This window comes from Brevibacterium samyangense (genome assembly GCF_039529845.1).
Classification (GTDB): Bacteria; Actinomycetota; Actinomycetes; order Actinomycetales; family Brevibacteriaceae; genus Brevibacterium; species Brevibacterium samyangense.
This window is the reverse complement of the sequence record NZ_BAAANO010000017.1, coordinates 107,296-127,513: the sequence shown is the minus strand read 5'-3', so window position 1 is coordinate 127,513 and position 20,218 is coordinate 107,296. Positions and strand designations below refer to the sequence as shown.

Genomic DNA, 20,218 nt, shown 5'->3' with positions numbered 1-20,218 from the left:
CCGTGACCGGCTGCCTGCTTGGGTGCCCGGGATCGTGTGTCCGTCCGTGCGACTAGGCTGGAGGGGTGGCAACGCGAACGAGTTCGAGGTCGAGAGGCGGCAGCACCGCGAAGGGTGCGGCGAAGGGCAGTGCGAAGAAGTCCCTCGTCCCCTGGCACCGGGCGAAACCGGCCCCGGTCGTCCTCATCTCCGGGAACGAGTCCGTCCTCGTGCGCAAGGCGCAGGACCGGATCGTGCAGGCGGCACGGAAGAACCCGGACCTCGAGGTCGTCCGTCTCGACGCCGCCCGTTACGACGCGGGAGCACTGTCGATGGCGACCGCACCCAGTCTCTTCTCCTCCGCGAAACTCGTCCTCGTCGACGGCGTCGCGCAGTGCTCGGAGGACTTCCTCAAGGAGGCACTCGCGTACCTCGAGGACGTGAACCCGGACGTCGTCCTCGTCCTCAAGCATTCCGGGGGCAATCGGGGTGCGAAGCTCCTCAAGGCGATCGAGGCCGCCGGTCATCCGCGTATCGACGCACAGGTGATGAAGAGCGAAGCCGACAAGCAGAAGTTCGCGCAGGAGGAGTTCGACCGGGCCGAACGCCGGATCGAGCCGGCCGCTCTCGACGCGCTCATGGCCGCGCTCGGAGCGGACCTCTCCGAGCTCGCGGCCGGAGTCGACCAGCTGCTCCAGGACACCGAGGGGGTCATCACCGAGGCACTCGTCGACCAGTACTACGGCGGACGGGTGGAGGCCACGGGTTTCAAGGTCGCGGACGCCGCGGTCGCCGGCCGGGTCTCCGAGGCCCTCACCCTGTTGCGCCACGCGATCTCCACGGGCACGGATCCGGTGCCGATCGTCGCGGCGATCGCGGGGAAACTGCGGACGATGGCGCGCGTCCAGGGCATCGGGGGCAGTCCCGCCCAGGTCGCCTCGGAACTCAGGATCGCGCCGTGGCAGGTCGATCGGGCCCGCCGTGATCTGCGGTCGTGGAACGACGTGGCACTCGGCCGGGCGATCCTCGACGTCGCGGACGCCGACGAGGCCGTCAAGGGTGGTGGCCGTGACCCGGTCTACGCGGTCGAACGCCTCGTCACCGCCGTCGCCCGCGCGGCCCGCACCCGCTGACCGCTGCTGTCTCCCGTCGGCCGACCGACAACCATTGACGGCACTGACAAGCACTGCACGTCCCGACAAGCACTGCCTGTCCCGACAAGCACTGCCCGCGATCCACACGTGTCGGTTGCGCGTACGTGTGTCGGCCGGCACTCCGCAGGCGGGGGTTAAAGGCGAAAAAATGTGTGTACGAGACAGGCCTCTTGCCCAGTAGCTCGTAGGGCAGAACCCGCCCGAACATGCCCTGTCAGCATGTTCGGTGCCAGATCCTCGACATCGCCCCCGCCATGATGAGCCCCACCATGATGTCCGTGCCGCCGCGCCGGACGTAGTCCCTCGCACCACCGGAACTCCCGCGGTTCCGACGGGGTACGCCCGGACCCCGACTGTGCATCACGGCAGCGGCGTCGACGGCTCGACGCTGCTTCGACCACCTCTGGTCGCAATCGGGTGCGGTTGCCGCTGGTCGGATCGCGATCGATGGTGGGGTTTCCGCGAGGTCGCTCAGTCGATCGCGATCCGAGCAGCACAGTCGCAGCCGATCGTGATCTCGCTGCACGGACCGGCTCATCCCGGGGCGAGGATCCCCGAAGACAGGCCGGACCGGGGCCGCCGGGTGCACTATCCCGCAGTTACGTGTGCACTCTGGCACGATCCAGCCGCCTGAAATCGTGCCGGAGTGCGCACCTGATCCCGGAATCGTGCGAAAGTGCGCAGCTGATTCCCTCCGCCGCTCACATGGGGGAACGATGCGGAATCCGGTCGGGAAGACGAGCCACGGGAGCCGGCCGGGGCGGGCGACGACGGTGACACACCCGGGCGGTACACACATTTCGGCCTTTCACCCGCAGACGGACAGAGGTACGACGAAGGCCGGGACCCCGTGCGGGTTCCCGGCCTCACATCTCCCGTCCTTCCCGACCGCGTTCCCGAGTAGAGGGCTCGGGGCCGGCCGGTGGTGACGGTGCTCGCGTCAGATCACTCAGATCTTGCCGACGAGCTTGGCAAGCTTCGACTTGCGGTTGGCTGCGTTGTTCTTGTGCAGCACACCCTTGGACACGGCCTTGTCGAGCTTGCGCGAGGCAACCTTGAGCGCGTCCTGTGCAGCCTCGGCGTTCCCGGCAGCAGCCAGCTCACGCACGGAGCGGATGGCCGAACGGACCTCGGAACGCACGGACTTGTTGCGCAGGCGAGCCTTCTCGGCCGTGCGGATCCGCTTCATCTGGGACTTGATGTTTGCCATTTCAACACTCTTTCGTGTTCGTCATTGTCGATCGGTCGTGAGGGCAACCGAAGGGCCTTCTGCCTCACCGCGGGGAAACACGGTTCGGCCCGCCTCCCGGCTGTGTGCTCACCCGACCAGGAGAGACACACTCCGTGGCGAACACACGAGTACCGATTCTACACGGCACCCGGTCCCGGAACCGAACCGGCGCCGGCCCCGGAGCCTCACTCCGTTGTGACGTTGGCGACCACCGTGGAGAAGAGGTCCATCGGCAGGATCGCTCCCTCCCGGCGGACTGCGGCGTCCTCGATCCTGATGACGCGGTCGAGTCGGATCTCCGAGGGCCGGCCCTTCGAGTCCCAATCACCGCTCCCGATGTTCACGTACGTCGCGTGCTCGTCCTCGCGCACGGTGCCGACACCACCGTCGACGTTGTCCTTGCTCGTGAGCATGAGGCACAGCAGCCAGTGGCCGTCCCGGCCGATGACGAGCACCGGGCGGTCCTTGCCCTGCGAGTGGTCCTCCTCGTACGGGACCCAGCCCCAGACGATCTCGCCGGGGTCGGGCTCACCGTCGAGGTCGGGTGCGTAGAGCGGCTTGATCGGACCCGTGTAGTCGCCGGGATACCCGGTCTTCGGGCGGTGCGGGAATCCCTGCTTCGGTCCGCTGCGCGGAGCCGGGCGGGCGCCACCGTACTCCTCCGACCGGGTGTTCGACCCGGATCGGGTGCCCGAGGCGCCGCGCCCGGCATCCCCGGAAGGCGCCTCGGGAGCGGGGGAGTCCCCTCCGGAAGCCTGTGGCTTCCGCATCTCCTTGAGAACCTGCGTCGGTTCCTTGCCGCCGACGAGGTCCGCGATCGCCTGTCGTGTCTGCGGCTCCCGCAACTTCCTGCCGATGAACGAAACTCCCGCGCGTGCACCGCGGTTGAGCGCAGTGCGCGCCACATCCTTCCAAGCCATGGGGTTCACAGTACCGTCGGCGCCGTCCTCGGCCCGAACCCGGCCCGTGCGGTGCGGGCCGTGCCGGGCGTGCCCGCTCAGCCGTGCCGGGCGTGCCCGCTCAGCCGTTCGGGTCCGGCACCCGTACGAGGACCGCCTGCACGGGAAAGTGGTCGGAGGGGTACTGGTGGCCCCGCCCGTGGGTGAGGACGCCGGTGGTACGCGGACGGTACGCGGGGGAGTGGAGGATCCAGTCGATCCGCCGGTCCTCCTCGCGCGGACCCCGGTACCCGTGGAAGGTGTTGATACGGGCATCGGGCCCCGGGGCGCCGGCGACCGCGTCGTCGAACCAGGGCGAGGTCGTGAGCAGGGCGTGGACGTCCGAACGCTGGTCGACGTTGAAGTCCCCGGTGAGGATCACGGCCCGCGGCGAACGGTTGTTGTCCCCGTCGGCTCCGGCAGACCCTCCACCCGGGCTCCCACCCGCTTCCGCCGCGAGTTCGAGCAGGATCCGTGCCGAGTGCTGCCGGGCCTCGTGCGAACGGTGGTCGAGATGGCAGTTGAGGAACCGCAGGTGCGTACCGGTGCGGAGGTCGGTCGCGTCGATCCACGTGACGGTCCGGGGATGCCGGGCACCCCAGGCGACGGAACCGGCGACGTCCGGGCGGGTGGAGAGCCACCGGGTACCCGTCGACTCGACCTCGATCCGTTCGCGGTCGTAGAGGATCGCGGTGAACTCGCCGCGGTCGCCCCCGTCGCGACCCTCGCCCACCCACGCGTATCGGTCCGGCAGGCCGTCCACGAGAGCGGTGAGCTGATCGACCGTGCCCTCCTGGGTGCCCACGAGGTGCGGGGCCGCTGCGGTGAGCAGCCGACGGGCGACCGGCAGGCGCCTCGGCCAGGGGTTCCGGTCGAGCGCCGGATAGCGGAGGTTGAAGGACATGACGCCGAGCTCCCGACCGTGCGGCACGAGCCGGGCGGGCACACCCGGAAGGGCGCCCGACTCGGGCGCGGAGCCGGTGGCAGGAGGAGGAACCGAGGGGCCTGCGTCCATTCTTCGATCCTAATGACCTCGTGCGACAATGGACCACTGCACCGGGAACGAAAGGGACACCACTTCTATGCCTCAGGTCAGTGCGGCCAACGCCTCCAGGATCGCTGTCGCGAGCACGGCTCCGGAACTCATCCGGAACTTCTGCATCATCGCGCACATCGACCACGGGAAGTCGACCCTCGCCGACCGGATGCTCCAGGTGACCGGCGTCGTGCAGCCCCGCGACATGCGCGCGCAGTACCTCGACCGGATGGACATCGAACGCGAACGCGGCATCACGATCAAGTCCCAGGCGGTGCGCATGCCCTGGGAGCTCGACGGCACCCCCTACGCGCTCAACATGATCGACACCCCCGGCCACGTCGACTTCACGTACGAGGTCTCCCGGTCCCTCGCCGCGTGCGAGGGCACGCTCCTCCTCGTCGATGCCGCGCAGGGTATCGAGGCGCAGACGCTCGCGAACCTCTACCTCGCTCTCGAGAACGGTCTCGAGATCATCCCGGTGCTCAACAAGATCGACCTCCCGGCCGCCCAGCCGGAGAAGTACGCGGAGGAGCTCGCGAACCTCATCGGGTGCGAGCCCGACGACGTCCTCCGGGTCTCCGGCAAGACCGGTGAGGGCGTCGAGGCGGTCCTCGATCGTATCGTCCGTGACCTGCCCGCTCCCGTCGGCGATCCCACGGCGCCCACCCGCGCGATGATCTTCGACTCCGTGTACGACACCTACCGCGGTGTCGTCACGTACGTCCGCGTCGTCGACGGGCAGCTGAATCCGCGCGAGCGCATCCAGATGATCTCCACGGGTGCTCACCACGACCTCCTCGAGATCGGCGTGTCCTCGCCCGAGCCCGCTCCCTCGAAGGGCCTCGGCCCCGGGGAGGTCGGTTATCTCATCACCGGCGTCAAGGACGTCCGGCAGTCGAAGGTCGGTGACACCGTCACCACGGCCCGCAAGCCCGCCTCCGAGGCACTCGGCGGTTACCGCGATCCCAAACCGATGGTCTTCTCCGGCCTCTTCCCGATCGACGGTTCCGACTACCCGAACCTCCGCGACGCACTCGACAAGCTCAAGCTCAACGACGCAGCGCTCACCTACGAACCGGAGACCTCGACGGCCCTCGGGTTCGGTTACCGCTGTGGGTTCCTCGGGCTGCTCCACCTCGAGATCATCCGTGAACGCCTCGAACGCGAGTTCGACCTCGACCTCATCGCGACCGCCCCGTCCGTGATCTACCACGTGACGATGGAGGACGGAACCGAGTACGAGGTGACGAACCCGTCGGAGTACCCCGAGGGCAAGATCCGTGAGGTGCGTGAGCCGATGGTGCGCACGACGATCCTCGCCCCGAGCGAGTTCATCGGCGCGATCATGGAGCTCTGTCAGCAGAAGCGCGGGCAGATGCAGGGCATGGACTACCTGTCCGAGGACCGCGTCGAGATCCGCTATCGGATGCCGCTCGCGGAGATCGTCTTCGACTTCTTCGACCAGCTCAAGTCGCGTACCAAGGGCTACGCCTCGCTCGACTACGACAACGACGGCGAGGACGCCGCGGATCTCGTCAAGGTCGACATCCTCCTCCACGGCGACCAGGTGGATGCGTTCTCGGCGATCGTCCACAAGGACCAGGCGTACTCCTACGGGGTGTCGATGGCGGGCAAGCTGCGCAAGCTCATCCCGCGTCAGCAGTTCGAGGTGCCGATCCAGGCGGCCGTCGGTTCACGCATCATCGCCCGTGAGACCATCCGGGCGATCCGCAAGGACGTCCTCTCGAAGTGCTACGGCGGCGACATCAGCCGTAAGCGCAAGCTCCTCGAGAAGCAGAAGGAGGGCAAGAAGCGCATGAAGATGGTGGGCCGCGTCGAGGTTCCCCAGGACGCCTTCATCGCCGCTCTGTCCTCCGATGACGCGGTCGCGGAGAAGACCGCGAAGAAGTGAGCACGCAGGAGGGTGGCCACGGTGCCGGCACAACCCGAGGGTGAGACCCCACCGCTCGACGGTCGGCTGCCCCTCTCCGTGGGGGAGGGTGCTGCCGACCGGACCCTGAGCCTTTACGTGCACGTCCCGTACTGCCGGGTGCGGTGCGGTTACTGCGACTTCAACACGTACACGGCCGAGGAGCTCGGACCGGGTGCGAACCGTGCGGACTACAGTGAGAACCTCGCCCGGGAGCTCGATCTGAGTCTCCGCGTGCTCGAGGAGTCCGGAGCCGGCGCGGGACCCGGGGGACGCGAGGTCTCGACGATCTTCTTCGGCGGGGGCACCCCGACGCTCCTGTCCGCGGACGTTCTCGCCGGTGTCCTCCGCGACATCCGCGCCCGCTTCACGCTCGCTGCCGGCGCGGAGGTCACCACCGAAGCGAACCCCGACACCCTGAGCCCGGAGTACCTCCGGACACTCGCGGACGCCGGGTTCACCCGGATCTCCCTCGGCATGCAGTCCGCGGTCCCGCACGTGCTGCGGACCCTCGACCGCACCCACGAGGCCTCCCGGATCCCCGAGGTCGTCTCCTGGGTGAAGGATGCGGGCCTCCAGGTGAGCCTCGACCTCATCTACGGCACTCCGGGGGAGTCCCTCGAGGACTGGCGCACCTCCGTCGAGGCCGCTCTCGCCTGCGCGCCGGACCACGTGTCCGCGTATTCCCTCATCGTCGAACCCGGTACGAGGATGGGGGTGCAGGTTCGCCGTGGTGAACTCCCGATGCCCGACGAGGACGACCTCGCCGACAAGTACGAACTCGTAGACGAACTCCTGGCCGGCGCCGGATACCGCTGGTACGAGGTGAGCAATTGGTCGCGATCGGAGGACACCCGGTGCGCCCACAACATGGCCTACTGGCGCAATGCGGACTGGTGGGGGTACGGTCCCGGAGCCCATTCGCACATCGGCGGAGTGCGCTTCTGGAACGCGAAGCATCCGCGGGCCTGGTCCGACCGTCTCACGGCGGGACATTCACCGGCGGTCGGCCGCGAGGTGCTCGACGTGCCGACGCAGGAGATCGAACGGATCATGCTCGCCGCGCGCATCACCCACGAACTCCGGACGGACAGCCTGCCGGCCGGCAGCGGCGCTCTCCTCGCGGAGTTCGCCGGTGACGGCCTCCTCGACCCCGAGGCGCTGGCCGCCGGATGGTTCGAACCCACCCTCTCCGGCCGCCTCCTCGCGGACCACATGGTCCGCCGCCTCACCGATCTCATCGCCTGAGTCGCGCTCCGGACTGTGAGAGGCCAACGGTTCTGCTGAGAGGAACCGAATCGGTTTGCACCTCGCGAAAGGGAAGGCGATTCGATTTCCCACGGCGAAACCGTGGTCATTCCGGTCGTCCGGGCCGCGCGAGCGAGAACGCCGGAAGCCCCGGCTCCTCGGAGGGAGTCGGGGCTTCTGAGTTCCTGCGACAGTGCTGCCGGAGCCCTGGAGTGCTGCCGGAGAGGCCTCCGGAGAGTGAGAGCGCCGTTCAGGGCCTCACTTCACCCAGTTCGGGGTGAACTTGAAGAGGTAGCCCTGGCCGTTGCTCGCGGCGATCGCGGCCTGGATGAGGAACACGAGCAGTACGACGGCCGGGACGAAGGCGAGCCACACCGTGATCATCCCAATGAGGACGAACATGAGGATCATGCTCACGATCGCGATTCCGTAGGAGACGATCGACATGATGATCGTGCAGTTGAGTGCCTGGCGGGCGTGCTCACGCACGAACGGCGACTCGTCCTTCTTCATGAGAAACATGATGAGCGGCATGAGCCAGCCGATGAAGATCGCGCCGATGTGAGTCCACATCGCTGCCTGACGGTCGGATTCGCTCGCACGCCAGTACGCTTCGGAGCCAGGTCCGAACGCCTGGGCGGGAAGTGTCGTCGCGGGACCGGCGGGAACGCCGTACCCGGCCTGCGCGTACCCGGCCTGCGCGTATCCGGCCTGCGCGTACTGCGCTTGCTGGCCGTGACCCTGCTGGGCATACTGTGCCTGCTGGGCGTACGGTCGGCCGGACTGCGGTGATCCGTAGGACTGCGGCTGGGAACCGTACTGACCCTGGGAACCGTACTGCTGGGCTCCCTGCTGCGGCTGGGATCCGTAGGACCGGGGCTGCGAGCCGTACTGGCCCTGAGCATACGGGCCCTGCGAGGAGTTCTGGCCCTGCGAAGCATTCCGGCCCTGCGAACCGTACGGGCCGCCGGGCTGTCCGGGCTGCTGCGTGCCGTAGGTCGGGGGCATCGGGCGGCCGGGGCCACTGCCGTAGCCCTGCCCGCTGCCGTAGCCCTGCTGGGGGTCCTGGGGAGTCTGTGACATGGGATGTCCTTCCACGTGGTCGTCCGGTGCCGGTGATCGGTCGCCGGCACCGACGGTCGCCCGTCGCGACGGCAGCTCGCTTTCCGCGCACCACTCGTCCACCACGCTAGTCGACCGACCTGAACGGCACCTGCCGGGTCCGGTCGCAGAATCGGAACCGCGGCGTATCTCGCGTCGCCCGTACCTCCCCGGGGCGCGGCGCCTCGGGGTCTCTCCTACTGACAGCGGTGCCGCGTCCGGACTCGTGCCGAGTTCGAATCACCGTCCCGGATTGTGCGCAGAATCGCGGTCGAATTGCCGGTAACTCGGGACGGTGCGTGCAATTCGCGGCGATACCGAAACACGAGGTGGCACCGAAACACGAGGTGACACCGAAACGAATGCGGTTCACCCCACGGTGACGAAGTCGATGAGCTCCTCGACCCGACCGGAGAGGGTCGGCTCGACGTCGGCGATCGTCCTGACGCTCCGGAGGATGCGTGCCCATGCCGCAGCGACGTCGCGATGGTCCCGTGCCGGCCATCCGATGCGCCGTAGCACCCCGGTCTTCCAGTCCTCTCCGCGGGGCACCTCGGGCCACGCGGCGATACCGACGACGGAGGGCCGGACCGCCTGCCAGATGTCGACATAGGGGTGGCCGATGACGTGGACGTGACCACGGAAACGCGGATCCTGTGTCGCCTGCTGTGCGATCCGCGTCTCCTTCGTCCCGGACACGAGGTGGTCGGCGAGCACCCCGACCCGGTGGTCCGCGTCCGGCCCGAACTCCTCGAGCTGCGGTACGAGGTCGTCGAGTCCGCCGAGCGGTTCGACGACGATGCCCTCGATCCGCAGGTCATCACCCCAGATCTTCTCGACGAGTTCCGCATCGTGCTTGCCCTCGACCCAGATCCGGGAACCGCGGGCCACTCGTGCCTTCGCCCCGGGGACGGCGACGGAGCCCGAGGCGGTCCGGCCGGGACACCGTGCCGTCGCCGGCTGCTGCGGGGTCGGACGGACGAGGCGTACCGGTTTCCCGTCGATGAGGTATCCGCCGCCGAGCGGGAAGGAACGGGCCCGGCCGAGGCGGTCCTCGAGGATCATCGCCACGCCGCCGGGGGCCTTCTCGAGCCGGAGGACCTCGCCGACGAACCCCGTGGCATGGTGCTCGAGGACGAGACCGCGGCGCGCCTCGACCTCGGTGGACGTGGGCCTGCGGTGTGCCTTCGGGGAGCGGCCGGCGAGCACGTCCCGGCCGTAGGGATCCTGGTAGTTCACCCGGGCGAGCCTAGACCGGCGGCGCCCCCGGAGGTTTGGGTGACACGCGGCCCCGGCGTAGAATTGGCACTCGATCGACGAGAGTGCCAGGCGTGCGGGCCGTCGGAGGACATGCGACAACGACCGCCGCCTGCGGGTGGAGCGACCGGAGGTGGACCGTGAACGACGAACGGAAGGCGCGCGTACTGCGTGCGATCGTCGAGGACTACGTCTCGACCAACGAGCCCGTCGGCTCGAAGGCACTCGTCGACCGCCACCGCCTCGGTGTGTCCTCCGCGACGATCCGCAACGACATGGCCGAACTCGAACGCGAGGGGCTCATCGCGCAGCCGCACACCTCCGCCGGACGCATCCCGACGGACAAGGGCTACCGTCGGTTCGTCGACTGGCTCGACGACGTGCGGCCGCTGTCGAACGCCGAGCGGCGGGCGATCGCCCGGATCATCGAGCATCCCGTCGACATCGACGACATGCTCGACCGGACCGTCCGACTCCTCGCCCAGCTCACCCACCAGGTCGCGGTCGTCCAGTACCCGGTGGCGACGCGTGCCCGGGTGCGCCATGTCGAGTTCGTGAGTCTCGGACCGGCCCGGCTCCTCGTCGTCCTCATCTCGGACACCGGCCAGGTGGAACAGCGGATCGTCGACCTCGGACGCACCCTCGACAAGGAGGAGACCGCCCGCCTGCGGGACACCTTCAACAGCGCGCTCGACCGGGTGCGCCTCGACGCGGTCGCGGAGGCCACCTCCGGCGTCGAGGTGCCGACCGCCCTCCGCGCTCCCGCGCAGGCGATCGCGCAGGTGCTCGTCGACCTCGCGAAGAGCAACCGGCAGGAACGCCTCCTCATGGCCGGCACCGCGAACCTCGCCCGGTCCGGGGTCGAGTTCGGCTCACAGATCGGCCCGCTCCTCGAGGCGTTCGAGGAACAGGTCGTGCTCCTCAAGCTCCTCACGTCGATGGCGAGCGATACGGACCGGGTCTCCGTGAGCATCGGACGTGAGAACCCCCACGAGTCCTTCTCGACGACATCCGTGGTGTCCGCGCACTACGGTGGGGAGAGCGCGGCGGCGCGTCTGGCGGTGCTCGGCCCCACGCGGATGGACTACCCCACGACGATCGCGGCGGTGCGAGCCGTCGCGAAGTACGTCTCCGTGATCCTCTCCGAGCGCGGATGAGGGTTCCGGGACACACCCCCGACCGGACCCGGACCACCGACCGAACCCCGAACACCGAACCCCGAACACCGAACCCCCACCCGAGGACACCTCCCCGGGCCACCACGCACGACTCCACGAAGGGTGACTGTGAGCAACCATTACGAGACGCTGGGTGTCTCCCGTGACGCCAGTGCCGACGAGATCAAGAAGGCCTACCGCAAACTCGCGCGCAAACTCCACCCGGACGTCAACCCCGGGCACGAGGACGAGTTCAAGCAGGTCTCGGTCGCGTACGAGGTGCTCTCCGACGAGGTCAAGCGCCGGAACTACGACAACGGCGGTGGCGAGTACGGCCAGGCCGGCGGTGCCCAGGGCTTCGGCGGTTTCTCCGACCTCTTCGAGACCTTCTTCGGCGGCGGCATGGGCGGAGGACGTCCGCAGCCGGCATCCCGCAGGCAGCGCGGCAAGGACGCACTCCTCGACGTCGAGATCAGCCTCGAGACCGCGGCGTTCGGTGGGAAGGCCGACCTCGACGTCGTCACCGCGGAGACCTGCGACACCTGCCACGGCGAGGGCACCCGGCCGGGTACCACGGTCCAGACCTGTTCCCTGTGCGGCGGTGCCGGCTCCGTCCAGCAGATGACCCGCACCCTCCTCGGGCAGATGGTGACGAACCAGACCTGCTCGAACTGCGGTGGCTTCGGCACCACGATCCCGGACCCCTGCAACAACTGCCACGGCGAGGGACGGGTGCGCGTCGAGAAGACACTCACCGTCCGGATCCCGGCCGGTGTCTCCGACGGCACCCGCATCCAGCTCGCCGGGCAGGGCGAGGTCGGACGTGGGGGCGGCCCCGCCGGTGACCTCTTCATCGAGATCTCCGTCGCCCGCGACCCGGTGTTCACCCGTGACGGCGACCACCTGCGCGCGACGATCACGGTGCCCATGACCGCCGCGGCCCTCGGCGCCACCGTCCCGCTCGAGACCTTCGACGGTCCCCAGGACATCGAGATCGAACCGGGCACGCAGTCCGGCACGGAGAAGAAGCTCGTGGGGCTCGGCGCGAAACGCCTGCGCCGTGACAGCCGCGGCGACCTCCTCGTGACGGTCCTCGTGCAGACCCCGACCGGGCTCGACGCCGCGCAGCGCGAGATCCTCGAACAGCTCGCGGCCGCCCGCGGGGAGTCCGAACCGACCGCGACCGTGAGCGAGCAGACCCACCACCGGAACCCGTTCAGCCGGTTGCGCGAGAAGTTCGCGGGTCGATGACCCTCCCGGTCTTCCTCGCCCCCGAGCTCGTCGCGCGGACCGCCGACGGCACACCGGCCCCGTCCGCCGGGACCGCGCTCGCGCTCGGTGCCGAGGTCGCCTCGCATGCGGTGAAGGTCCGCCGGATGGCGGTGGGGGAGGACCTCGACGTCACCGACGGTGCGGGCCTGCGGGTCCGCGGGACGCTCACGGCGGCCGCCCCGGACTCCCTCGTCCTCACCGTCACCGCGGTGACGCAGGAGCCCGTGGCCACTCCCTCCCTCGTTCTCCTCCAGGCCCTCGCCAAACAGGACCGCGACCTCCAGGCGATCGAGGCGGCGACCGAGGTGGGCGTCGACGCCGTGATCCCGTGGGCCGCCCAACGCTCGATCGCCGACTGGCCGGCGAAGAAGGCCGGGAAGATGGCCGCGAAGTGGGAGAACACCCTGCGCGCCGCTGCGCTGCAGGCCCGCCGGGTGCACGTGCCCGCGCTGCACGCGCTCGTGCGTGGCGACCGGGCCGCGAAGGGCTTCGGCCCGGGTGATCTCGTGCTCGTCCTCCACGAGGAGGCGAGCGTGCCCGTCCCCACCGCACTCGCGGACGTGCCGGAGGGCACCGAACGCATCGTGCTCGTGGTCGGCCCCGAGGGCGGGATCACGGAGGCGGAGGTCGCGGCCTTCACCGCGGCCGGTGCCCGGATCGTGCGGCTGGGCCCCACCGTGCTGCGGGCGTCCTCGGCCGGTCCCGTCGGCCTCGCGCTCGTGCAGACGCTCCTCGGTCGGTGGGCATGATCTCGCCTACCATGGAGGGACACCCGAAATCGCCGCTCCGGCGACGTTCCCACCCCTTGTGAAAGGTTCTCCTCTGGACACCACGCGCTCCGCGAGTCCCGCGACCACGGCCACCACGGTGCGCCTCGCGGTCCCCGAGACCATCGACGTCGTCGCCCTGTTCGGCCCGGCCGAGGCCAACCTCCGCGCACTCGAGTCCCTCGTCCCGCAGGTGACGATCCACGTCCGCGAGCGGGACATCACGATCACCGGCCCCGAGGAGTCCGTCGCCTCCCTCGTGACGACCGTCGGTGAACTCAAGAAGCTCGTCGCGGCCGGCCACGCGGTCGATCCGGACACCGTCCGGCGGGTCCACACGATGGAGACCCCGGAAGGCACCCCCTCGGCCGTCCTCACGCAGAACATCCTCTCGACCCGCGGGCGCACCGTGCGTCCGAAGACCTTCGGGCAGCACGAGTACGTGCGCGCCATCCGCGCGCACACGATCACCTTCGGACTGGGCCCCGCCGGTACCGGCAAGACCTACCTCGCGATGGCGATGGCGGTGAACGCCCTGCAGCGCAAGGAGGTGTCCCGGATCGTCCTCACCCGGCCGGCCGTCGAGGCGGGGGAGAGCCTCGGATTCCTCCCCGGTTCCCTCACCGAGAAGATCGACCCGTACGTCCGTCCGTTGTACGACGCCCTCCACGACATGGTCGAGCCCGAACGCATCACGATGCTCCTCGACTCCGGGACGATCGAGGTCGCTCCGCTGGCGTACATGCGCGGTCGGACCCTCAACGACGCCTTCGTCATCCTCGACGAGGCGCAGAACACGACCCCGGAACAGATGAAGATGTTCCTCACCCGCCTCGGGTTCGGTTCGCGGATGGTCGTCACGGGGGACACCTCGCAGGTCGACCTGCCGGGCTCGACCCGCAGCGGGCTCCTCGTCGTCCAGGACATCCTCGACGGTGTCGACGACGTCGCGTTCTGCCGCCTCGGCAGCAAGGACGTCGTGCGGCACGCGCTCGTCTCCCGCATCGTCGAGGCCTACGATCTCTGGGCGGCCGCCGAGGACACGGCGCCGGCGCCCCGGCGCGGCGGGCGGAACCCGGCCGGTGGCCCGAGACGCCAGAAGGGTGTGGGACGGACCCGCACCTCGGCCCCGGGGGACTCCGCCGGGGGCGGTCACGCGAACGAACACGAGGACACGGAATGACGATCGAGATCGGCAACGAGACCGAGGCCCGGATCGACCTCGCCCAGGTCGAGGACCTCGTCGCCCACATCGTGGCGAAGATGCACCTCAACCCCGCTGTGGAGGTGTATGTGCGGTTCTGCGACGAGGAGGCGATGAGCGAACTCCACGTCGAGTGGATGAATCTCCCGGGACCGACCGATGTCATGTCCTTCCCGATGGACGAGCTCAGCCCCGGCGACGAGGAGGCCGAAGGGATCCTCGGTGACATCGTCATCTGCCCGGGGGTCGCCCAGGAACAGGCCCGCGCCGCCGGTCACTCGATGATGGACGAGATCCTCCTCCTCACCACCCACGGCATGCTCCACCTCATGGGGTACGACCACGCGGAACCGGCGGAGAAGGAGGAGATGTTCGGCCTCCAGCGCCATCTCCTCCTCACGTGGTTCGCGGACCGGGAACCGGGGCGCACCTCGATCCCCGAACCGACCGAGGACTGACCCGTGCTCGTTCTCTGGTACTTCCTCGCTGCCTTCCTCTGCCTCCTCGTTTCCGGCGTGCTGAGCGCCGCCGACTCCGCTCTCGCCGCCGTGTCCCACCATCATGTGGAGGAGGAACGCGAGGACGGACGGCGCGGCGCGGACGCCGTGTGGCGGATCCTCCACGACTTGCCCACCCATGTGAACGTCCTCGTGTTCGTCCGCCTCTTCTTCGAGGCGGCGGCCACGGTCTTCATCGCGATCGCCTACGACCGCGTGTTCGACGCGAGCTGGCAGATGGTCGTGTGTTCCGTGGTCACCGCGGCGATCGCGGTGTTCGTCCTCACAGGCGTGTCACCGCGGACGATCGGCCGCCGCCGCGCGCTCGTCGTGTCGCTCGCCCTCGGCCCGCTCGTCTCCGGGCTGCGCACCGCGCTCGGGCCGGTCGCCCGGGTCCTCGTGTGGGCCGGTAATCTCCTCACCCCCGCGCAGGTCTACCGGGACGGCCCCTTCGTCACGGAGGACCAGCTCAAGGACCTCGTCGAACGCGCCGCGGGCAGCGACGTCATCGAGGTCGAGGAACGCGACATGATCCAGAGCATCTTCGCGTTCGGCGACACGCGCACGTACCGGGTCATGGTGCCGCGCACCGACCTCGTGACGGTGCGGACGGGAACGACGCTCGACAAGGCGATGACGCTGTTCCTGCGTTCCGGGTTCTCCCGGGTGCCGGTGACCGGAGAGGACGTCGACGACGTCCGGGGTGTGCTCTACCTCAAGGACGTCGCCCGTCGTCTCCACACGCACCCGGAGGACGCCGGGCTCCGCGTCGAGGACCTCGCCCGGGCGGTCGCCTTCGTGCCGGACACGAAACCGGTCGACGACCTGCTGCGCCAGATGCAGCTCGACAGCACGCACGTCGCCGTCGTCGTCGACGAGTACGGCGGGACCGCCGGTATCATCACGATCGAGGACATCGTCGAGGAGATCGTGGGCGAGATCGACGACGAGCACGACCGGTCCGATGAGGACATCGAGGAACTCGAACCCGGTCTGTACCGCGTGAGCACACGCATGCAGATCCAGGATCTCGCCGAGTACTTCGACACGAGGATCGAGGAGGACGACGTCACGACCGTCGGTGGCCTCCTCGCGAAGGAGATCGATCGGGTTCCGATTGCCGGATCCACTGCGGTCATCGCAGGCCTGAGGATCGAGGCGTTGCCGGGCTCCGGCCGCCGCCACCGCATCACGCACGTCCTGGTGTCCCGGGACGAACAGGAGAACGAGAAACCGTCATGACCTTCGAATTCCGCACCGACTGGCCCGAGGACCACCGGGCAGGTTTCGCCTGCCTCGTCGGACGCCCGAACACCGGGAAGTCCACCCTCACGAACGCCCTCGTGGGCGCGAAGGTCGCGATCACCTCCGCGAAACCGCAGACCACCCGTCACACGATCCGGGGCATCGTGCACCGGCCCGACCACCAGACCGTGCTCGTGGACACCCCCGGGCTCCACCGTCCGCGCACCCTCCTCGGAGCCCGCCTCAACGACCTCGTCGCCACGACCCTCTCCGAGGTCGACGTCATCGGTTTCTGCCTACCGGCGAACGAGAAGATCGGTCCGGGCGACCGCTACATCGCCGAGCAGTTGCAGGCGGTCGCCGGTCGCACTCCGGTCGTCGCCCTCGTGACGAAGACGGACACCGTCGAGCCCGACCGGGTGGGGGAGAGCCTGCTCGCCGCGGGGGAGCTCGGGGACTGGAAGGAGATCGTCCCGGTCTCCGCCCAGGACGGATTCCAGGTCGACACCGTCGACTCCGTGCTCGCCGGGTTCCTGCCGCTGTCGCCGCCGCTGTACCCGGACGGGGAACTCACCGACGAACCCGAGGCGGTGCTCGTGGCCGAACTCGTCCGGGAGGCAGCGCTCGAGGGCGTCAGGGACGAACTCCCGCACTCGCTCGCGGTTCAGGTCGAGGAGATGGGCCCGCGCGAGGGCCGGCCGGCCGACAAGCCGCTGTGGGACGTGCACGTGAACCTCTTCGTCGAACGCCCCAGCCAGAAGGCGATCATCATCGGCAAACGCGGATCGAGGCTCAAGGAGATCGGCACCCAGGCCAGGGAGGGGATCCAGGCGATCCTCGGGACCCCGATCTACCTCGACCTCCACGTGAAGGTCGCGAAGGACTGGCAGCGGGACCCGAAGCAGCTCGGGCGTCTCGGGTTCGATTTCTCGTGAGCCGGCCCTGCCCGATACCCCGCGTGATCCCTCACGTGATCGGGACGACACACGGGGGTTTGTAGACTTGCCCCTTGTGACCAACCCGCAGATCGTTCACCTCACCGACAGGAATCCCCGGGTCGCCCCGGAGGAACTCATCACGGCGCTCGTGCCCCCGCCGCACTTCGAGGACGTGTCCTTCTCGTCGTACCGGCCGGATCCGGTGCAGCCCTCGCAGTCGCTCGCCCGCGACACGCTCGAGTCCTTCGCGACCCGTGCACCGAAGAAGGCCGGGCTGCTCGGCAAGCTCTTCGGCGGGTCCAAGGAACAGTCGAAGGGGGTGTACCTCGACGGTGGTTACGGCGTCGGCAAGACGCACCTCCTCGCCTCCTCGTGGCACGCGCATCCGAAGCCCGCGACATTCGGCACCTTCGTCGAGTACACGAACCTCATCGGCGCGCTCGGGTTCCAGAAGGCCCGTGACGCCCTCAAGGAGATGAAGCTCGTCTGCATCGACGAGTTCGAGCTCGACGACCCCGGTGACACCGTCATGATGTCGCGCCTCATGCGCGAACTCACCGACGCCGGGGTGAAGATCGTCGCGACCTCGAACACGCTCCCGGGGGCGCTCGGCCAGGGTCGGTTCGCCGCCCAGGACTTCCTCCGCGAGATCCAGGCCCTGTCGGACCAGTTCGACATCATCTCGATCGACGGCGACGACTACCGGCACCGGGGTGCGCCCACCCCGCCGGAGCCGAAGACCGTCGAGGAGATCGAGGCGGTTCTCGACGGGCTCGACGGCACCGTCGCCCGGGACGATTTCCCCGCTCTCCTCGACCACCTGCAGCAGGTTCACCCCTCGAAGTACCGGCGGTTGCTCGAGGACGTCGACGTGGCGGTGTGGGACGGCATCACGACGATCACGAACGAGGGGGTCGCCCTGCGGTTCGTCGCACTCGTCGACCGCATGTACGACACGAGTATCGCGATCCACAACACGGGGCTGCGCCTCGACGCGGTCTTCACCGCCGAGCAGCTCGCCGGTGGGTACAAGAAGAAGTATCTGCGCTGTCTCTCACGCCTCACCGCGCTCTCGAGCGGGCTCGAGCAGTGAGAGTGTGATCTGGTTATGGTGAGGGGACGGTATCCATCCGGGTACCGTCCCCTTTCAGTACCGCCCCTGCTCGATACTGTCCCTGCTCAATGCAGTCCCTACTCACTACCGTCCTCTCACATCTTCGGAGCTGACATGGAGATCCGTCCGGCCGTCGTCCCTCCCCTCGCCGACAACGTCCCCCAGGCGTCACCCGCCGAGGTCTCACGCCTCCTGCGGTTCCGGAAGGGGCTCGACTTCGGCGGGGTCGACACCCGGGCGACGCCCGGCTTCGAGGGGGACAAGCTCGCGGGACGGGCCGCCCACGTCCTCGACAACGAGGTGCTGTCCGATCTCCAGGAACGCCTGTTCGCGAATGCGCGCACCGGGAAGTTCGTGAAGGCGCTGCTCCTCGTCCTCCAGGGCCGGGACTCCTCGGGCAAGGGCGGGGTCGTCAAACACGTCGTCGGTGCGCTGAGCCCCCACGGCGTCCACGTGGCGGCGTTCGGGGTCCCCACCGAGGAGGAGGCGTCCCACCACTTCCTGTGGCGGATCTACCGGGAATTGCCCCGCTACGGTCACATCGGGGTCTTCGACCGCTCCCACTACGAGGACATCCTCGCCGCCCGGATGCACCGGCTCGTCCCGCCGAAGGTGTGGAAGGGCCGCTACGACACCGTGAACGAGTTCGAGGAGAGCCTCGCCGACAGCGGGATCGACGTCGTCAAGGTCATGCTCACGATCTCGAAGGAGGAGCAGGCCGAGCGTCTCCGGGACCGACTCGAGCGGGCGGACAAGCACTGGAAGTTCGCGCCGAGCGACATCGCGGACCGCGAGAACTGGGATGCGTACACCGAGGCGTTCCAGGACGTGCTCGACCGGACCCACAAGGACCACGCGCCGTGGTACGTCGTGCCGGCCGACCGGAAGTGGTACGCCCGGTGGGCGATCACCCGGATCCTCGTCCATCACCTCGAGCGAATGGACCTCGCGTGGCCGACGGGGTCCTTCGACCCCGAGGCGGAACTCGCCCGGCTCGAGGCGAGCCGCTGAGGCGACGTGTGCGGCGCCTCGGCCGCGCCCGCGTCAGGCGCTCCTGCTTCAGGTGAGGCCGAGGAACTCCGGCACGAGGTCCCGGAACGGCACCCACAGCGGGATCCCGGTGATCCGGAGCGTCACCCAGACGACGGCGCACACGAAGGCACCGGTGCCGGCCGCGAGCAGGAACTTCACGAGGGCGTGCTGCCGGCGCACCCAGGCGGTCCACCGGGAGAGGAGCCGGCGCCCCCGGTGGAGCAAACCGCGGGCCCATTCGAACTCCGAGGCGATGATCGCGACCCCGAGGAACACGACCACCCAGCCCGGTCCGGGGAACGGCACCATGACGAGCCCGGCGACGACAACGATCGTCCCGAGGCCCCCGATGAACGACCGGTAGAGGTGCCGGGCGACCGGATCCCGGTGGATGGCCGCACGCTTGCGCAGGTACTCGAGGCGGACCCGTCGCCACCAGGGCCGGCCGTGCCGGTGTTGGCGCGAGAGCCACCCCGCGGGGCGACGTCCGTGCGGATCGGTACGGCGGCCGCGGCGCTGCGGGGCGGGCCGGACAGGGGCGTTCTTCACGGCGAACAGTCTAGGAATCCCTCCCGAACGTCGGCTGAAAGAGGTGTGAACGGGATCACCGCGTTTCGATTTGGCAGGGTGGCCCGGGCTCCCATATAGTTGTTTCTCGTTGCCGAGGAAACGAGGCGGCGAGGAACGCCGGGAATCGCTTGCGAAAGCGGTCGGCCGGGAACACGGTCCAGGCGTTCTGCGGATGTGGCTCAGTTGGTAGAGCATCACCTTGCCAAGGTGAGGGTCGCGGGTTCGAGTCCCGTCATCCGCTCGCAGAACATGCAGTGCAGACACTTTTCCCCGAAGTCCGGAAGGGCTCAGGGTGCGGGTCTCACGCGCGATTGGCGCAGGGGTAGCGCGCTTCCTTCACACGGAAGAGGTCACTGGTTCGATCCCAGTATCGCGCACGGTCTCCACGGGGCAGCCCTGGAGGTGGTGCAGAGCATTCTGCACGGACCGTGCAGTCATGTACGGCGGCTCGATGACGAGCGCGATTGGCGCAGCGGTAGCGCGCTTCCCTGACACGGAAGAGGTCACTGGTTCGATCCCAGTATCGCGCACAGAGAATGAAATAT

18 protein-coding genes and 3 tRNA genes are annotated in these 20,218 nt (G+C 68.8%); 15 read left to right on the top strand and 6 right to left on the bottom strand.

The window, feature by feature from the left end:
• Positions 1-65 precede the first annotated feature (65 nt).
• Positions 66-1,112 (top strand): DNA polymerase III subunit delta, encoded by a 1,047-nt coding sequence (holA, locus tag ABD172_RS09780; RefSeq protein WP_344309159.1) that lies wholly within the window; start codon positions 66-68, stop codon positions 1,110-1,112.
• Positions 1,113-2,082: 970 nt separating this feature from the next.
• Here holA and rpsT read toward each other — a convergent pair.
• From rpsT to ABD172_RS09765, 3 genes are all read right to left on the bottom strand, one after another.
• Positions 2,083-2,343 (bottom strand): 30S ribosomal protein S20, encoded by a 261-nt coding sequence (gene rpsT / locus ABD172_RS09775; RefSeq protein WP_344309157.1) that lies wholly within the window; start codon positions 2,341-2,343, stop codon positions 2,083-2,085.
• Between the two features lie 206 nt (positions 2,344-2,549).
• The gene (locus ABD172_RS09770; RefSeq protein ID WP_344309155.1) at positions 2,550-3,284 is read right to left on the bottom strand and encodes a type II toxin-antitoxin system PemK/MazF family toxin; all 735 of its coding nucleotides are present in this window, start codon (positions 3,282-3,284) and stop codon (positions 2,550-2,552) included.
• Between the two features lie 100 nt (positions 3,285-3,384).
• Positions 3,385-4,317 (bottom strand): endonuclease/exonuclease/phosphatase family protein, encoded by a 933-nt coding sequence (locus ABD172_RS09765; RefSeq protein WP_344309153.1) that lies wholly within the window; start codon positions 4,315-4,317, stop codon positions 3,385-3,387.
• A gap of 67 nt (positions 4,318-4,384) precedes the next feature.
• Here ABD172_RS09765 and lepA point away from each other — a divergent pair, with 67 nt between their 5' ends.
• Together lepA and hemW are read left to right on the top strand one after the other, a co-directional pair.
• On the top strand, positions 4,385-6,253 hold the full coding sequence (gene lepA, locus ABD172_RS09760; protein WP_344309151.1) for a translation elongation factor 4: 1,869 nt from the start codon (positions 4,385-4,387) through the stop codon (positions 6,251-6,253).
• A 21-nt stretch (positions 6,254-6,274) separates the two neighbouring features.
• Entirely contained in the window at positions 6,275-7,519 is a 1,245-nt protein-coding gene (gene hemW / locus ABD172_RS09755; protein ID WP_344309149.1) for a radical SAM family heme chaperone HemW, read from the top strand.
• 258 nt (positions 7,520-7,777) lie between these two features.
• Here the strand turns inward: hemW and ABD172_RS09750 are convergent, their stop codons facing one another.
• Complete coding sequence (locus ABD172_RS09750) at positions 7,778-8,602, bottom strand: DUF4870 domain-containing protein (protein ID WP_344309147.1); 825 nt, start codon at positions 8,600-8,602, stop codon at positions 7,778-7,780.
• 387 nt (positions 8,603-8,989) lie between these two features.
• Positions 8,990-9,859, bottom strand: coding sequence for a DUF3097 domain-containing protein (locus ABD172_RS09745; RefSeq protein ID WP_344309145.1), 870 nt, complete (start codon positions 9,857-9,859; stop codon positions 8,990-8,992).
• Between the two features lie 158 nt (positions 9,860-10,017).
• Between ABD172_RS09745 and hrcA the strand changes: the two genes are divergently transcribed.
• From hrcA to ABD172_RS09700, 9 genes are all read left to right on the top strand, one after another.
• Entirely contained in the window at positions 10,018-11,034 is a 1,017-nt protein-coding gene (gene hrcA / locus ABD172_RS09740; RefSeq protein WP_344309143.1) for a heat-inducible transcriptional repressor HrcA, read from the top strand.
• A 129-nt stretch (positions 11,035-11,163) separates the two neighbouring features.
• The gene (gene dnaJ, locus ABD172_RS09735; protein ID WP_344309141.1) at positions 11,164-12,285 is read left to right on the top strand and encodes a molecular chaperone DnaJ; all 1,122 of its coding nucleotides are present in this window, start codon (positions 11,164-11,166) and stop codon (positions 12,283-12,285) included.
• Positions 12,282-13,055, top strand: coding sequence for a 16S rRNA (uracil(1498)-N(3))-methyltransferase (locus tag ABD172_RS09730; protein ID WP_344309139.1), 774 nt, complete (start codon positions 12,282-12,284; stop codon positions 13,053-13,055). The genes dnaJ and ABD172_RS09730 overlap by 4 nt, the downstream gene beginning before the upstream one ends.
• A 58-nt stretch (positions 13,056-13,113) precedes the next feature.
• Entirely contained in the window at positions 13,114-14,256 is a 1,143-nt protein-coding gene (locus ABD172_RS09725; RefSeq protein ID WP_425546676.1) for a PhoH family protein, read from the top strand.
• Positions 14,253-14,735 (top strand): rRNA maturation RNase YbeY, encoded by a 483-nt coding sequence (ybeY, locus tag ABD172_RS09720; RefSeq protein ID WP_344309137.1) that lies wholly within the window; start codon positions 14,253-14,255, stop codon positions 14,733-14,735. Before ABD172_RS09725 ends, ybeY begins: the two co-directional genes overlap by 4 nt.
• A 3-nt stretch (positions 14,736-14,738) precedes the next feature.
• On the top strand, positions 14,739-16,016 hold the full coding sequence (locus ABD172_RS09715; RefSeq protein ID WP_344309136.1) for a hemolysin family protein: 1,278 nt from the start codon (positions 14,739-14,741) through the stop codon (positions 16,014-16,016).
• Positions 16,013-16,954, top strand: a complete 942-nt coding sequence (gene era, locus ABD172_RS09710) for a GTPase Era (protein WP_344309134.1) — start codon at positions 16,013-16,015, stop codon at positions 16,952-16,954. The genes ABD172_RS09715 and era overlap by 4 nt, the downstream gene beginning before the upstream one ends.
• A 76-nt stretch (positions 16,955-17,030) precedes the next feature.
• On the top strand, positions 17,031-18,050 hold the full coding sequence (zapE, locus tag ABD172_RS09705) for a cell division protein ZapE (protein ID WP_344309133.1): 1,020 nt from the start codon (positions 17,031-17,033) through the stop codon (positions 18,048-18,050).
• Positions 18,051-18,185: 135 nt separating this feature from the next.
• The gene (locus ABD172_RS09700; RefSeq protein WP_344309131.1) at positions 18,186-19,082 is read left to right on the top strand and encodes a PPK2 family polyphosphate kinase; all 897 of its coding nucleotides are present in this window, start codon (positions 18,186-18,188) and stop codon (positions 19,080-19,082) included.
• Positions 19,083-19,130: 48 nt separating this feature from the next.
• On the opposite strand, the gene ABD172_RS09695 is transcribed toward ABD172_RS09700, so the two are convergent.
• The gene (locus tag ABD172_RS09695; protein ID WP_344309129.1) at positions 19,131-19,652 is read right to left on the bottom strand and encodes a TIGR02611 family protein; all 522 of its coding nucleotides are present in this window, start codon (positions 19,650-19,652) and stop codon (positions 19,131-19,133) included.
• A 189-nt stretch (positions 19,653-19,841) separates the two neighbouring features.
• Between ABD172_RS09695 and ABD172_RS09690 the strand changes: the two genes are divergently transcribed.
• The 3 genes from ABD172_RS09690 to ABD172_RS09680 all read left to right on the top strand — a co-directional run bounded on the left by ABD172_RS09690 (position 19,842) and on the right by ABD172_RS09680 (position 20,203).
• Positions 19,842-19,914 (top strand) — tRNA-Gly (locus ABD172_RS09690).
• 64 nt (positions 19,915-19,978) lie between these two features.
• Positions 19,979-20,050 (top strand) — tRNA-Val (locus tag ABD172_RS09685).
• 81 nt (positions 20,051-20,131) lie between these two features.
• Positions 20,132-20,203, top strand: a tRNA-Val gene (locus ABD172_RS09680).
• Positions 20,204-20,218: the final 15 nt, after the last annotated feature.